Here is a 14,435-nt window from a genome sequence, read left to right on the forward strand (position 1 = left end):
CGCCTAGCCGCCCACAGCCGCGAGGTATTCGCTGTAGAACAGTGCCAAGCCGACGGCCGAGGCGATCGCGGCGAGCAACCAGAACCTGATGATGACCGTGGTCTCGGCCCAACCGGCCAACTCGAAGTGGTGATGGAACGGGGCCATTCGGAACACGCGTCGCCGACTCGACCGGAACACTGCGACCTGGATGACGACCGACGCCGCTTCGGCGACGAACAACGCGCCGATGACCACCATGATCAGTTCGGTCTTGGTGACCACGGACAGTCCTGCGATCAGGCCGCCCAGAGCGAGGGATCCGGTATCGCCCATGAAGATCTTGGCGGGCGCGGCGTTCCACCACAGGAAACCGATGCAGGCACCGGCCGCCGATGCGCACACCAGGGCCAGGTCGAGAGGGTCGCGTACGTCGTAGCAACCCGGCGCAGGACCGGCCGGTCCTGCACACGCCTGCCGGTACTGCCAGAAGGTGATGACGGTGTACGCCCCGAGGACCAATGTCATGGACCCGGCCGCCAGGCCGTCGAGGCCGTCGGTGAGATTGACCGAGTTGGACCACGCGATCACCAGCAGACAGACAAAAAACACGAAGACAGCAGCCGACATCGACCACGTTGCGATGTCGCGCACATACGACAGTTGAGTGCTGCCCGGAGTCAATCCGTCGTCGCTGCGAAATTGCAGGACCAGGATGGCGAACAGCACCGCCGCGGTGATCTGGCCGACGTACTTGCCGGTGGCGTTCAGACCGAGGTTCCGCTGCTTACGAATCTTGATGAAGTCGTCGAGAAAGCCGACGAGGCCGAGCACGGTGGTCAGGCCGAGTACGAGTAGAGCCGACGCCGACGGCCCCTCGGCGTCGTATCCGATGCCGATCAGGTGCGAGCCCCAGTAGCCGGCCCAGATCCCGACCAGGATCGCCACGCCGCCCATGGTGGGAGTACCGCGCTTGGACTGATGGCTCGCCGGGCCCTCGACCCGGATCTCCTGGCCGAAGCCCTGTTTCGAGAAGGTCTTGATGAGCACGGGAGTCAGCAGAATTGCGACTGCAAGTGCGATCCCTCCGGCGAACAGGATCTGTCTCACTGCTCGCCCTCCGACGGTTCGGCCAACAAGGCGTCGGCCGACGGTTCGGCCAACAGGGCGTCGGCCGACGGTTCGGCCAACAAGGCCTCAGCAACAATCCACATCGCGCCCGACTGCGAGGCCTTGACCAGAACGATGTCGCCGGCGCGAACCTCGTCCTCGAGCACGGCGATGGCTGTCTCGCGATCGGGTACGAGCATCGATTCCTCGCCCCAGGACCCTTCCATGACGGCGCCCTGATGCAGCGCACGCGTGGGCCGACCCGAATCGACGATGATCAACCGATCGACGTCCAGGCGGACGGCGAGCCGACCGATCGCATCGTGCTCCACCACCGATTCGCCGCCTAGCTCGCCCATCTCCCCCAGCACCGCCCAACTGCGCCGCTTCGGCCCGTCATCACGCCGCGACATCGACACCAGCGCCTTGAGGGCGGCCCGCATCGAATCGGGATTCGCGTTGTACGAGTCGTTGATGACGGTGACCCCGTCCGCGCGGGTGCGTACGTCCATCCGGCGGATCGAGGTGGGTACCGCGGTCGAGAGCGCTTCGGCAACCTGGGCCACGCCGGCCCCGCACTCGAGCGCGACGGCCGCGGCAGCCAGGGCGTTGCCCACCTGATGTTCACCGTGCACCGCCAGGGTGATGTGCGCCGTGCCTGCCGCACATATGAGCGTGAACGACGCCCGCGCATCGGTGTCGACCACGACGTCGACAGCCCGGACGTCGGCGTCCGCGTTGAGTCCGACCGTGACGACGGCCGCCTTCGTGCGTGTCGCCATCTCGGCGACGAGCCGATCGTCGATGTTGAGGATCGCCACGCCGCCGTCCGCGGCAGCGGGCAGTGCCTCGACCAATTCGCCCTTGGCCAACGCGATGGCGGCACGTGAACCGAACTCGCCGAGGTGCGCGGTTCCGACGTTGAGGACCACCCCGATCCGCGGCGGCGCAAGCCTGGCGAGCTCGGCGATGTGGCCGATTCCCCGGGCGGACAGCTCGAGGGCGAGGAAGTCGGTATCGGCGTCGGCCCGCAGAGCAGTCCATGGATGCCCGAGTTCGTTGTTGAACGATCCGGGTGGGGCCACCACGGATCCGAGCGGACGCAGCACCGCCGAGATGAGATCCTTCGTCGACGTCTTGCCCGACGACCCCGTCACGCCCACCACGGTCAGGTCGTGGCGCGCGGTCAGTTCGAGCACCGATTCCCGGGCCAACGCACCGAGCGCGGTCAGCACCGCAGCGCCGGCCCCCTCCGGGTCGTGTTCGAGTGCCATCGCACGGCTCGAGTGCGGTGCCGGCCGAACGACGACAGCCGGGACGCCTACCGGACGCGCCGCGAGAACGACAGCAGCGCCTGCGGCCACGGCGTCGGCCGCGTGCTCGTGGCCGTCCACCTTGGCACCGGGCAGGGCGAGAAAGACACTGCCGGGTGTGACCTTGCGTGAGTCGAACTCCACCGGCCCGGCGACCAGCACCGTCGGGTCCGCCACGTCGTGCAGTTCGCCGCCGACGATCTCGGCGATGCGAGCGATCGAGAGCGGTATCACCGTGCGCCTGCGCTCGTGGTGACCAGTCGTGCGTCGATGGCCGATGCGAGTACCACTCGGTCGTCGAACGGATACTTCACCCCCGCCACCTCCTGGCCCGTCTCGTGTCCTTTACCTGCGATCAACACAACGTCCCCCTCACGTGCCCACGCCACGGCTTGTTCTATCGCCGCTGCGCGGCCTTCGACATTTCGTACTTCGCCACGAGCGTCGTCGGGCACCGACAGTGCACCGTCTTCGACGGCATGCCGTATCGCTGCCGGATCCTCACTGCGCGGATTGTCGTCGGTCACCACGAGCAGATCGGCACCGCGCGCTCCGGCCGCGCCCATCAGAGGGCGCTTGGCGGTGTCTCGATCCCCGCCGGCACCCAACACGACGGCGATACGTCCACGGGACGACTCTCGCAGAGTCGCCAGCACCGCTTCGACCGCAGCGGGCTTGTGGGCGTAGTCGACCACCGCGAGGAAGTCCTGGCCGCGATCGATTCGTTGCACTCGACCGGGCACGTCGACGGTCGCGATTCCGGGCGCCGCCGTCGCGGCATCCACGCCTGCCGCTTCGCAGGTCGCGAGCGCGAGCACGGCGTTGGCGACGTTGTAGCGACCCGGCAGACGCACCGACACCGGCAACGACGTTCCGTTCGGATCGGCAACGGTGAACGACTGCGTTCCGTCGTCGTGCTTGGCCCACTCGGAGACGGTCCACTGCGAGTCGGCACCGGTGGACACCGTGACGACCGTGGATCCTGCCGACCGGGCGATATCGGCCATCCGCACGCCCCAGGCATCGTCGACGCACACGACCGCTGTGTCTGCCCGTACCGGCGAATCGACCCCGAACAGCCGGCTCTTGGCCAGAAAGTAGTCCTCGAGCGAGTCGTGGAAGTCGAGATGATCCTGGGACAGGTTGGTGAACGCGCCGACCGCGAAGTCGGTGCCGTCGACTCGGCCGAGGGACAACGCATGGGAGGACACTTCCATCACCACGGTGTCGACTCCGGCCTCGACCATGACGGCGAAGAGCGCGTGCAACTGCGGAGCCTCGGGGGTGGTGAGAGCGCTCGGTACGTGCCGGCCCACTACGCGGGTCTCGATCGTGCCGATCAGTCCGCAGCGGCGGCCTGCGGTTGTCAGGCCGGCCTCCACGAGGTACGCGGTCGTCGTCTTGCCCGACGTGCCGGTGATTCCGACGACCGTCATCTTCGACGACGGATTGCCGTACACGAGGGCGGACACGGTTCCGAGCACCTGGCGTGGTCGGTCGTGCACGAGGACAGGAACCTGGCGATCGGCGGTGGCGAGGACGCGGCGGACGATGTCGGCACCGGATGGGTCGGTGAAGACCGCCGCTGCACCCCGCTCGATCGCGTCGGCGGTGAACTCGGCTCCGTGCCGAGCGGATCCGGGTAGCGCGGCGAAGAGATCGCCGGGACGAACGGACTGCGCTCGCAGATCGATTCCGGTGACCTGCACTCCGTCGAGGTGTCCCCACTCGATCGTTGCACCGACAGCGGACGCCACGTCGGATACGTCGGTGTGCGGCGGATTCGCCGGCCGAGACCCCGGAGCGGGTTGTGAATCCGATGACACAGTCACTCCTGCTCCCTTCCTCTGTACTGCCACCGCACACTGCGTCAGCTCGAACACGCTGCGGTGGCTGATCGACGAACACGCCTCGAGCCGATGTGTCAGATTACCGGCGACCGCGATCGGCATGCTGCCGCCCCGATTCCCGGACCGACAGATTCGAGCCTCAGTCGGCCTGAAGAACCAACTTGGGGCCCGGGTCTGCGGACATCGGAACACTGTCGCGCTGCAACAGCCAGCTGGCGATGTTGTGGAACAGCGGTGCGGCCGATTGCCCTCCCGAGCCGTCGGCACTGCGGGACGGCGCGTCCAGCATGATCCCGATCACGTAGCGAGGATCGTCGGCCGGAGCGATACCCGCGAACGTGATCCAGTACTTCGAGTTCGAGTAGCACTTGCACTCGGGATCGACCTGCTGGGCCGTACCGGTCTTACCACTGATCTGGTAGCCCTCGACACCCGCGGCGACTCCGGTACCGCGCTGATTTCCAGTGTCGTCCTGGGTGACCGACCGGAACATGTTGCGGACCGTCTTCGCCGTATCGGAACTGACCACGTACACCCCGTCGGGTCGCGGCGTCTCGGATCGTTCGCCGTTGGCGTCCACCGTTGCCGCGACGATCCGAGGCGGGATGCGCACACCGTCGTTGGCGATCGCCTGGTACATCCCGGTCATCTGCAGGAGCGTCATCGACAGACCCTGCCCGATCGGCAGGTTGGCGAAGGTACCGCCCGACCACTGATCGCGGCTGGGCACGCTGCCTGCGCTCTCGTTGGGGAGGCCGACGTCGCTGCGCTGGCCCAGGCCGAACTTGTTCAGCATGTCGGCATACCGATCCTCGCCGACACGTTGAGCCAGCATCAGAGTCCCCACGTTGGAGGACTTACCGAACACTCCGGTGGAGGTGTACGGCGCAACTCCGTGTTCCCAGGCGTCCCGGACCGAGACACCGGACATGAAGATGTTGCCCGGTACCTGCAGCACCTCGTCGGGTGTGGTGAGCCCGTACTCGATAGCGGCTGCAGCAGTGATGATCTTGTTGACCGAACCGGGCTCGAACGGCGTCGTGACGGGCAGATTGCCCATCTCCTTGGTCCGTTCGTTGTTTCCGACGCCGATTCCGGGGTTGAACGTGTTGTCGTTCGACATGGCCAGCACTTCGCCGGTGTGCGAATCCTGAACGTAGGCAGACGCATTCTTGGCCCCGGACAGATCTTTCGCCAGCTGCACTTGCTGCTGTACGTAGTACTGCAGGTCCGCGTCGATGGTCAGTTCCACGTTCGAGCCGTTGACCGCGGGCTGCTTGTCGCGCCAGCTGCCGGGAATGACGGCCCCGTCGGAGCCGCGATCGTAGGTCTGCGATCCGTCGGTACCGGCGAGCGTGGCGTCGAGCGAATCCTCGAGCCCGAGCAGGCCGTGTCCGTCCCACCCGGTGGCCCCGACGATGTTCGCGGCGAGCGAGCCACCCGGGTACTCGCGGATGTCCTGACGTTCGAGCCCGACCTGCTTGAATTCCTTGCTGATGTTCGACGCCACGGTGGCGTCCACACCCCGTGCCAGATAGGTGAATTCGTCGTTGCTCTTCAGTTTCGCGAGCAGATCCTTCTTGCTGACGACGTCACCGAGATCGCTGTGGATCCGCTCGGCGATGTCGTCGAGGTACTTGTCGGTTTCCGGCTTCGTCGGATCCTTCGCGCGTGCCTCGTCGAGTTCTCTACGAACCCGGACCGGCTGGAACGTCAGCGCTTTCGCTTCCATGGTGAAAGCGATCGGGTTTCCGTTGCGATCGAGGATCGAGCCGCGCATCGCCGGATCGACGAGGGTGGTGGTGCGCTGCGAGGCGGACTCGGCCGACAGTGTCGGCGCATCGAATCCTTGTATCCAGAGCAACTGTGCCGCGACGACCGCCAAGGCCACGTACATCAAGATGCGGCCCGTACCGTGCCGAAAACGAAATGTGGACGAGTCCAAACGCTTTCGTCCCGGCCGCGCTCGATCTGCGGGCCGGGGACGTGACGCAGGCGACGGCCTGGTCACTGCTCGTCACCGGAGGATTCGCCGGGGGCGGGAGCCGAGGGGGTGCTCATGGGAACCAATTGTTCAGCAAGCGCGGCAGTTCCGGCACCATTGGGCGCACTCGGCGTGGCGGCACGGGTGTCACCTGTGCCCGTCGGCCTGGTGGGCTGCGACGCACTTCTCGGAGTCTGCGACTGCGCCGACTGTTGTGCGGGATTCTGTGTCGACGCACTCGGAACCGAGCCCTCCCCCGAGCCGGTGGCGGGAGGCGGATCGAGGGGTGCAACCGGCGCACCGTCGGCGGGAGCGGGCGTGCCGACGACCTGCACACCGCCCTCGGGGGCTACGACGAGGCGGGCGGGGTTCTTGGCGGGGACCATTCCGATCGCGGCGGCTTTGCGCGCGAGCTCGGGCGCAGATTCCGCGAGCTCGACGTCACGCTGCAAGGAGGCACGCTGTTGTGCGAGCTCGGCGTTGACGGCCTTGGCGGCACTGAGGTCGTAGGAGTCGCCCGCCGAGCGCGTCGTCAACAACAACGTCAAGCCGAGCCCGAGGGCAAGCAGACCGATGACCAGGGCTACGAACGGGATTCGAGCCGCAATGGCGCTGCCGTTGAGCGTCGGGCGAAGTGAGGCCGCTGAACCGCGAGCAGAATCCGACGTATGTATCGAGGCACGCTGCTGCCTGCGCTCGTAGGCGCGCAATGCGGCTCCGGACCGACCACCGCGGCCGGCCCGCTCGGGTCGAGTAGCCGGAACCCGATTGCGTTGTGTTCCAACAGTTGTGCCTGGAACCGTCATTCCGCTCTCCTTGCAATCCGTTCGGCGGCGCGCAACCTCACCGGGGCCGAGCGTGGGTTGACTTCGATTTCCTCGTCCGAGGCGCGTTCCGCACCTCTGGTCAACAGCCGAAATTCCGGACCCATCCCGGGAAGTTCGACCGGCAATCCCTCGGGACTTCGAGACTTGATCCGAGGGGCCAACTCCTGCTTGACAACTCGATCTTCGAGCGACTGATACGACATGAAGACGACGCGGCCGCCGACGGCCAAGGCGTCGAGTCCGGCCGGCACCGCGGCTTTGAGCGAATCGAGCTCCCCGTTGACCTCGATACGCAGCGCCTGGAAAGTTCGCTTTGCCGGATGCCCACCGGTGCGGCGAGTCGCGGCCGGTATTGCGGCATACAGCAATTCGACCAACGGGCCGCTCGTCGTGAACGGCGTGTGCTCACGTCGCCGCAGAATTGCGGACGCGATCTTGCCTGCGAACCGCTCTTCTCCGTAGGTGCTGAGCACGCGAGCGATATCGCCGTGCGAGTACGTATTGAGCACGTCGGCTGCCGTGATGCCCTGCGTCGGATTCATCCGCATGTCCAGCGGTGCATCGACGGAATACGCGAAGCCGCGGTCCGACTCGTCCAGCTGCATCGACGACACTCCGAGGTCGAACAGGATGGCGTGAACGGAATAGGTCGCGGGAAGTCCGGCCTCGTCTAGGGCGGCGGCAATGCCCTCGTATGTGGTGTGCACCAGAGTCGTTCGATCCGAGAACGCGGCCAGTCTGGCACCCGCCTTGTCGAGCGCGTCAGGATCGCGATCGAGTCCGATGAGGTGCAGACCGGGATACTTCCGTAGAAAGTGTTCGGCGTGACCGCCGAGTCCGAGCGTGGCGTCGATCATGACCCGAGTCGTGTCGGGGTCGTCCGCCGATTCCACTGCGGGCCCGAGAAGCTCGTCGGCACGCTCGAGTCGAACGGGGACGTGGATCGGGCCGCCGGAGCGACGGTGAGTGCGGTCGGCGGACGCGTCGTTCTCGTCCGGCCCGGCTCCCTCCGTCATGGTCCCTCCCGGTTGCGTATACGTACTTCTCGCCCGGGTCCGGGCCCTGCGGGTCGTCCATTGCGGCCGGTGCGAATGCTTCGAGGTCCCTGTCCGATAGGGAACCTGGCGTTGGGGAAGAACGTCAGGGTCCTGATCTGCGAAACCTGGCGTTGGGGAAGAACGTCAGGGTTCTGATCGGGCAGAGGCCTCGCTGCACTCGCAGCCGGCCTCGGTGGTCTACAAGATCCCTCCGAGGGATTCGTCGAACGCGTCGGAGAAATCCTGCTCGTTCTCGGCGGAGTAGCGGGCCCAGGCTTCGTCGTTCCAGATCTCGATGAAGTCCATCGATCCGATCACCACGCAGTTGCGTTCGAGTCCCGCATACCGACGGTGCTCGGGACTGATGGTGATACGGCCCTGTCCGTCCGGCCGCTGTTCGTCGGTTCCCGAAAAGAACTGGCGCACATAGGCACGGGCTTTGGGGTTGGCACGAGAGGCCGCCGTCAACTTTCGAGAACGCTCTGCGAAGTCTGCCGCGGTGTAGACAGCAAGGCTGAAATCCTGCCCCTTGCTCACCATGACACCTCCCGCAAGCGCGTCCCGAAACTTGGCCGGCAACGTGAGTCGACCCTTGTCGTCGAGCTTCGGCGTGTAGGTACCGAGAAACACTCGCCACCTCCAGCCTCGACTCTCCGCTGCGGACCACTTTACCCCACTCTCCCCCACTTCGAACCATTCACAGCCCGAAAACTTTGTGGACAACCACATATCCGCAGCTCAGACGCAAGAAGATTGCCCGTTCAGGTTGCCGCGTTCGACGTCGGCCCTGATCTGGCCGACGCAATCCCCCGGGGCGCGCGGCGTCGCGAGCAGGCACTTTGTGCGACAACCCGCCTGACAAGCGCAGCTGGACCCTGAAAGTGGGGACTGGGTGGGGTGAAGTGGGGACAATGGCGGCTGTGGGGGGAAGTGGGGAGTTCGCCCCGGAACCACCACCCGGGAACCACCGCACGGGAACGATCGCCCCGCGTCGTCGCTGGGGCGCACTTGATCGAGCACGCCGCGCGACAGGGGCTACGGAATGCTCGCCGTATCGAAGAGCCGTGGAACGACAGCAGCACCTCACCCGAGGGTGAGGTGCTGCTGTCGAATCGGTGAAGTTGTGGTGGGTGACCGTCAGGCCCAGGAAGATCCGGACGGCGGAGTCATATCACTCCTGATCGAACCGCTTACGAAAACGGTCTTCCATTCGAGAGGTGAAGCTGCCGCCCTTGCGGCCACCACTCGATTTCGGCTGAGCACTACGACCTTGCGTGCCGGCTCGGTCGCTTGCGCTACCTTCTTCGCCGGTCGCGGCAGCTCCCTTCTTGGAGCCGCCGAACAAGAACAGTGCCCCGGCACCGAACATGAAGAGAAAGCCGATGAGGCTGACGACGAGATAACCCAGACTGTTCGTCGACAGTGCTACACCGGCGACGAGCAACACGAGTCCCACGACGAACAACGCGGCAGCCTGAAAACGCCTCTTGCTCGACGCCGCGCGAACGCGACCGCCCCTCACATGGGACGCGAATTTGGGATCCTCGGCGTAGAGAGCGCTCTCGATTTGATCGAGCATGCGCTGCTCGTGCTCGGAGAGTGGCACGGTACCTCCCCCTGCACAGATAATGAGAGTCGTTTCGGTTCAGAAGCGACGGGAAGCTGACCTTGGCGGCTACCTACTGACGATGATACGAGCTGAATCGGCCGCTTACCACCTACTCGCACTATGTGTTCCTGAGAAACGACCAAGTTTTCGAGACGGACGTCTCGGAAACACTTGTCGAACACCGTGTGACGTGGCCGTTCACGTCCGTTCGAACTCGAGGAATCGACGCGGCGGGCTATGCGGACAGCGGTGCCGCCATCGGATCGACGGGCTGGAACCTCGACTGACCGCCCAACCGGTCCTCGACCGCGTTCAGAAAACGACTGACGTGTCGATAGAAGTCGTCGGCGTCGACGTCTCCGACAGCGGACGAGGCACCCGCCTCGACTGCCGCGCGGGTTGCGGAGAAGGACGAGAAGTACTCGGACCAGATCGCCAGATCCGGCGCAGCCTTCGCCATCAGAACCCAGGCGTTGCGTGAACGTGGCCGCGAGCCGATCGAATTGGGCAGCGATGCCAGGACTGCGGCAGCACCCTTGAGTGCGGCGATGTAGCTTCCGAGGAAGCGGTCCCCCGCATCGCGCTCACCGATGGATTCGGACAGCAACGCATCGGCTCGACCGAGCAGGACCTGCGCCTGACGCGACACCGGCGACCGCACGCCGACATCGAATGTCTTCGTCATCGTCATACTCGAACACCTCCAGTTCGAATCTCCGGGCGCGCTACCGACACGCCTGGAACCGTGATGAAGCCTTACAGTCGAACTCCGGGAGAATCCGCCTCGTTCGTCGAGGTGATCCACCGGCGCGCTCGGCCCCGATCATCGAACACCCGTTCGACACATTCAATATAGCTGTGCCCACCGACAAGTTGCCGAAGAAAGGGTGAGAACCGTCGTCACCGATGCGCAGACAACCCCCTACGTGGTCGATCTGACGCCCCAGGAATTCCGTCGGCGCTTGTTCGAAGCTCTGGCGATCTACGTCGAGGCCATGGGATATCCCCGCGGAACCGAGCACAGCCGCGCACCGATGTGGACGGAGCATCTGCACCGGCCGGGCTGGCGAGCGGTGGGAGCCATGGTGCCCAATCCCGACAAGACGCAGCCGGACACGCTGGTCGCCGTTGCGTACGGGTATCACGGCGCGCACCATCAGTGGTGGCATCAGCAGGTCCGCGACGGATTGCGCCGCGCCGGACACTCGACACAGCACGTCGACGCCACCCTCGGCGACTACTTCGAACTGACCGAATTGCACGTACTACCGAGCGCGCAAGGACACGGACTCGGCGGGCGTCTCTGTCGCAGGCTGCTCGACGGTGTTCGAGCGCACTCTGTGATGTTGTCCACACCCGAGGTCGCGCAGGAGGACAACCGCGCCTGGCGGTTGTATCGACGGCTCGGCTTCGAGGACGTACTGCGGCACTTCACGTTCGCCGGCGACCGGCGCCCCTTCGCGGTGCTGGGCCGCCGGTTGCCGCTCGACGGGCCCGTAGCCTGAAGGTGTGATCGATGCTGTGGTGGTGGGCTCCGGCCACAATGCCCTGACTTCTGCCTGCTACCTGACCGATGCCGGAATGTCGGTGGAGATCGTCGAACGCGACACCGTCGCGGGCGGTGCGGTGTCGACGGTGGAGCGCTTCCCCGGCCATCGAGTCGACCGCGGCTCGTCCGCGCACATCATGATCAGGCACACCGGGATCGTCGAAGAGCTCGGACTCGAGGAGTTCGGGCTGCGCTACATCGACTGCGATCCGTGGGCATTCGCCCCGGGCGACGTCGACACCGCCGAACGCGCCATCGTCTTCCATCGCAGCCTCGATCGAACGTGCGAGTCCATCGCTGCCGCCTGCGGGCCCGCCGATGCGCGCGCCTACCGTTCCTTCGTCTCGGTGTGGGGTCCGCGCAGCGAACGCACCATGCGCGCATTCGGTGGGCCGCCCACCGGGTCCAAACTGCTCCGATCCTTCTGGGGACTCGGTGCGCCCGACGGCGGCAGCGCGCTCTCGCGCGAGTTTCTTGCCACCGGCGATTCCCTGCTGGACGAAATGTTCACGAGCGAGCGACTCAAGGCTGCGCTGGCATGGTTCGGAGCGCAGTCCGGCCCGCCGATGTCCGAGCCCGGCACCGCCCCGATGGTCGGGTTCGCGGCTCTGATGCACACGCTCCCACCGGGCCGCGCCGTCGGCGGTAGCGGCGCACTGACCGAGGCGATGATCGCCCGGCTGCACCGGGACGGGGCAGCGCTGACGCTCGGCGATGCCGTCGTATCGCTGACGCGTCGCGCGCACGGCTGGACGACGAGGACCGCGTCGGGACGGGAGATCGACAGCACGATCGTCGTGGCCGGATGTCACATCCTGACCACGCTCGACCTGCTGGCGGAGGGCGGACACGACGCGGCGCAGCTGGCCCGATGGCGCTCCACCATTCGGGTGGGTCCGGGGATCGGTACCGCGGTTCGGTTGGCCACCGACGCGCTGCCGCAGTACCCGAGCGCCGACTGCATCGAGGACGGTACCCACGGTCTCGCGCTGCTCGTCCGCGACCGCGCGCAATTGCGGTTGGCTCACGGGCACGCTCTCGCCGGGGAGCTGCCGCCGACACCCGCTGTTCTCGGCATGTCGTTCAGCGCCCTCGATCCGACGATCGCGCCGCCGGGTCAGCATCAGATCTCCCTGTGGTCGCAGTGGCATCCGCACACTCTCGCCGATGGCCGCCGGTGGCGCTCGAACGTGCCGGGGCAGCGTTCTTTGGCCGAGGTCGAGGGTGATCGAATCGTCGCCGAGCTCGATCGCTACGCCCCTGGATTCGCCGCGTCGGTCCTCGATCGGTACGTACAGTCGCCGCCGGACATCGAGCAGGAACTCGGAATGATCGGAGGCAACATCATGCACCTGGACATGTCACTGGACCAGATGATGATGTGGCGTCCTCATCCCCAACTGGCCGGCCACCGCGTTCCCGGAGCAGACGGTCTCTATCTCACCGGCGCGTCGACTCACCCGGGAGGCGGCGTCACAGCGGCCAGCGGCCGTTCGGCGGCGAGAATCGCACTCGCGGACGCACGCGCGGGGCGTCGTCGCGCATTCTTCAGCAGGAGACGAGCATGAAGATTGCCCCGACGGTCTTCGCGATCGGTGCCGTCGCAGCCCAGATCTGCTATCCGCTCGTATCGGGTTCGACTCGGGACGCGGTGACCATCGCGGTGGTCGCGCTACTCGCGCTGGCGTCGATCGCGCACGCCGTGCTGTACCGCGGAAAGCTGTGGGCGGCGGCTCTCGTGATCCTGACTGCAGGAACGGGATTCGTGTCCGAACTCGTCGGCACAGCCACCGGGTTTCCCTTCGGCGAGTACTTCTACGCGCAGAATCGACTCGGACCCAGCCTGTTCGAGGTCCCCGTGGTGGTTCCACTCGCCTGGACGGCGGGGTTCTATCCGATCTGGTGCGCGGTCACGTTCATCGTCGGCCATCTCGGCGCGACACGGCTCCGAGCGTCTGCATTCCGAATCGCCGCGGTCGCCGTCGGGATGGTGGGCTGGGACCTGTATCTCGATCCTCAGATGGTCACCGACGGCCAGTGGACCTGGACGTCCGGTGCCGTCGGACTGCCGGGTGTGTCGTCGATCCCGTTGACCAACTACGCGGGTTGGCTGTTGGTGGCGACATTGATGGCCGCAGTCATGGAAGCGGTGAACCGCGTGGTGGCCCCGCGCGCGTCCGACGACGTCGTTCCCATCGGGCTGTTCCTGTGGACGTGGCTGGGTTCGGCGCTCGCGCACGCGGTGTTCCTCGACGGCCCCGAACTACGATTCTCGGCCGTCTACGGATTCGTCGTCATGGGTAGTGTCGGAATCCCGTTGCTGTGGATCGCACGTCGTCGCGGATCTCTACGTAGCCGACACGCACCGATGGCAACCCCTGCCGACTGACACCGACGCGACGCCCTGGCACGATGTCGCTGTGCAGTCGACATCACGAACATCCGCTCGAACCCGCCGACGCCGAGTTCTCTCGGTGCTCGCCCTGACGCTGCTGGTCGCGCCGATGCTGGCCGGCTGCTTGCGGGTCCAGGTCACGATGGGTGTGTCGGCCAACGACCGGGTGGCGGGTCAGATCGTCGCGGCGACGGTCCCCACCTCCGACACCGACACCGGCCCCGAACTCGTGGTGCCCTCCTCGATCGAGGACAAGGTCCGCGTCGAGCCGTACAACCAGGACGGGTACGTCGGGTCGCAGGCCATCTTCGACGACCTCTCGTTCGGTGATGTTCAGACACTCGGTTCGATCTTCCAGAACGCGGCCGGATCGTTTCAGCTGACCCTGCAGCGTTCGGGCGACACCGTGACGCTCGCCGGTAACGCCGACCTGTCGTCGGTACCGGTCCAGGGGTCCGACGTGCAATTCACTATTGCATTTCCCGCCCGTATCGGGACCACCAACGGCACTCGCGAGAGCGACAACTCGATCTCGTGGAAGCTGCCGGCAGGCGAAGTCACCTCGGTGCGTGCCGAGGTCAACTACCCGGACCCCAACACTCGTAGCTTCGCCGGCTGGGCGGGCATCGTGGGCGGCGTGACCGTCGGAGTGGCCGCTATCGTCGGTGCCATGGCCTGGGTGTCGCGGAACCCACCGTTGGGCAACCGTCGTAAGCGCGCTGCCGAGACGGGCGAGTCGAACGACCGAACGTCGGTGTGATCGCCCCCATCTCGTCCCGCAC

The 14,435-nt window shown here is 66.0% G+C and carries 13 protein-coding genes; 4 read left to right on the forward strand and 9 right to left on the reverse strand.

Translation table 11 applies throughout. The features are described from left to right. Window positions 1–3: 3 nt before the first annotated feature. From mraY to AB0O58_RS13330, 9 genes are all read right to left on the reverse strand, one after another. Entirely contained in the window at window positions 4–1,089 is a 1,086-nt protein-coding gene (gene mraY / locus AB0O58_RS13290) for a phospho-N-acetylmuramoyl-pentapeptide-transferase (RefSeq protein ID WP_032374350.1), read from the reverse strand. Further along, on the reverse strand, window positions 1,086–2,636 hold the full coding sequence (gene murF, locus AB0O58_RS13295) for a UDP-N-acetylmuramoyl-tripeptide--D-alanyl-D-alanine ligase (protein ID WP_045841253.1): 1,551 nt from the start codon (window positions 2,634–2,636) through the stop codon (window positions 1,086–1,088). Before murF ends, mraY begins: the two co-directional genes overlap by 4 nt. Next, on the reverse strand, window positions 2,633–4,234 hold the full coding sequence (locus AB0O58_RS13300) for a UDP-N-acetylmuramoyl-L-alanyl-D-glutamate--2,6-diaminopimelate ligase (RefSeq protein WP_027497348.1): 1,602 nt from the start codon (window positions 4,232–4,234) through the stop codon (window positions 2,633–2,635). Before AB0O58_RS13300 ends, murF begins: the two co-directional genes overlap by 4 nt. Before the next feature lie 157 nt (window positions 4,235–4,391). Further along, on the reverse strand, window positions 4,392–6,197 hold the full coding sequence (locus tag AB0O58_RS13305) for a penicillin-binding protein 2 (RefSeq protein WP_155289572.1): 1,806 nt from the start codon (window positions 6,195–6,197) through the stop codon (window positions 4,392–4,394). Between the two features lie 62 nt (window positions 6,198–6,259). Further along, on the reverse strand, window positions 6,260–7,042 hold the full coding sequence (locus AB0O58_RS13310) for a hypothetical protein (protein WP_228139226.1): 783 nt from the start codon (window positions 7,040–7,042) through the stop codon (window positions 6,260–6,262). Next, on the reverse strand, window positions 7,039–8,079 hold the full coding sequence (gene rsmH / locus AB0O58_RS13315) for a 16S rRNA (cytosine(1402)-N(4))-methyltransferase RsmH (RefSeq protein WP_032374353.1): 1,041 nt from the start codon (window positions 8,077–8,079) through the stop codon (window positions 7,039–7,041). The genes AB0O58_RS13310 and rsmH overlap by 4 nt, the downstream gene beginning before the upstream one ends. Before the next feature lie 219 nt (window positions 8,080–8,298). After that, the gene (gene mraZ, locus AB0O58_RS13320; RefSeq protein WP_027497352.1) at window positions 8,299–8,730 is read right to left on the reverse strand and encodes a division/cell wall cluster transcriptional repressor MraZ; all 432 of its coding nucleotides are present in this window, start codon (window positions 8,728–8,730) and stop codon (window positions 8,299–8,301) included. 541 nt (window positions 8,731–9,271) lie between these two features. After that, on the reverse strand, window positions 9,272–9,706 hold the full coding sequence (locus tag AB0O58_RS13325) for a DUF3040 domain-containing protein (RefSeq protein WP_032399974.1): 435 nt from the start codon (window positions 9,704–9,706) through the stop codon (window positions 9,272–9,274). 238 nt (window positions 9,707–9,944) lie between these two features. After that, a complete protein-coding gene (locus AB0O58_RS13330; RefSeq protein WP_027497354.1) occupies window positions 9,945–10,400 on the reverse strand; it encodes an SAV_6107 family HEPN domain-containing protein in 456 nt (151 codons plus the stop codon). 196 nt (window positions 10,401–10,596) lie between these two features. Between AB0O58_RS13330 and AB0O58_RS13335 the strand changes: the two genes are divergently transcribed. From AB0O58_RS13335 to AB0O58_RS13350, 4 genes are read left to right on the forward strand one after another with little or no spacing between them, the layout of a single operon-like run. After that, the gene (locus AB0O58_RS13335; RefSeq protein WP_027497355.1) at window positions 10,597–11,214 is read left to right on the forward strand and encodes a GNAT family N-acetyltransferase; all 618 of its coding nucleotides are present in this window, start codon (window positions 10,597–10,599) and stop codon (window positions 11,212–11,214) included. Between the two features lie 4 nt (window positions 11,215–11,218). Next, window positions 11,219–12,826: an NAD(P)/FAD-dependent oxidoreductase gene (locus AB0O58_RS13340; RefSeq protein ID WP_366238266.1), complete on the forward strand. Its 1,608-nt coding sequence runs from the start codon at window positions 11,219–11,221 to the stop codon at window positions 12,824–12,826. Further along, complete coding sequence (locus AB0O58_RS13345) at window positions 12,823–13,647, forward strand: carotenoid biosynthesis protein (protein ID WP_167327911.1); 825 nt, start codon at window positions 12,823–12,825, stop codon at window positions 13,645–13,647. The genes AB0O58_RS13340 and AB0O58_RS13345 overlap by 4 nt, the downstream gene beginning before the upstream one ends. A gap of 31 nt (window positions 13,648–13,678) precedes the next feature. Beyond that, window positions 13,679–14,413, forward strand: a complete 735-nt coding sequence (locus AB0O58_RS13350) for a DUF3153 domain-containing protein (protein ID WP_045841254.1) — start codon at window positions 13,679–13,681, stop codon at window positions 14,411–14,413. Window positions 14,414–14,435 lie beyond the last annotated feature (22 nt).

It is taken from the genome of Rhodococcus sp. NPDC080181 (assembly GCF_040702225.1).
Lineage (GTDB): Bacteria > Actinomycetota > Actinomycetes > Mycobacteriales > Mycobacteriaceae > Rhodococcoides > Rhodococcoides fascians.

What these genes read in the sequence shown, in the direction of transcription:
- AB0O58_RS13310 (WP_228139226.1), bottom strand. Translation starts at nt 7,042, where the DNA reads ATGACGGTTCCAGGCACAACTGTTGGAACACAACGCAATCGGGTTCCG.
- rsmH (WP_032374353.1), bottom strand. Translation starts at nt 8,079, where the DNA reads ATGACGGAGGGAGCCGGGCCGGACGAGAACGACGCGTCCGCCGACCGC.
- AB0O58_RS13330 (WP_027497354.1), bottom strand. Translation starts at nt 10,400, where the DNA reads ATGACGATGACGAAGACATTCGATGTCGGCGTGCGGTCGCCGGTGTCG.
- AB0O58_RS13345 (WP_167327911.1), top strand. Translation starts at nt 12,823, where the DNA reads ATGAAGATTGCCCCGACGGTCTTCGCGATCGGTGCCGTCGCAGCCCAG.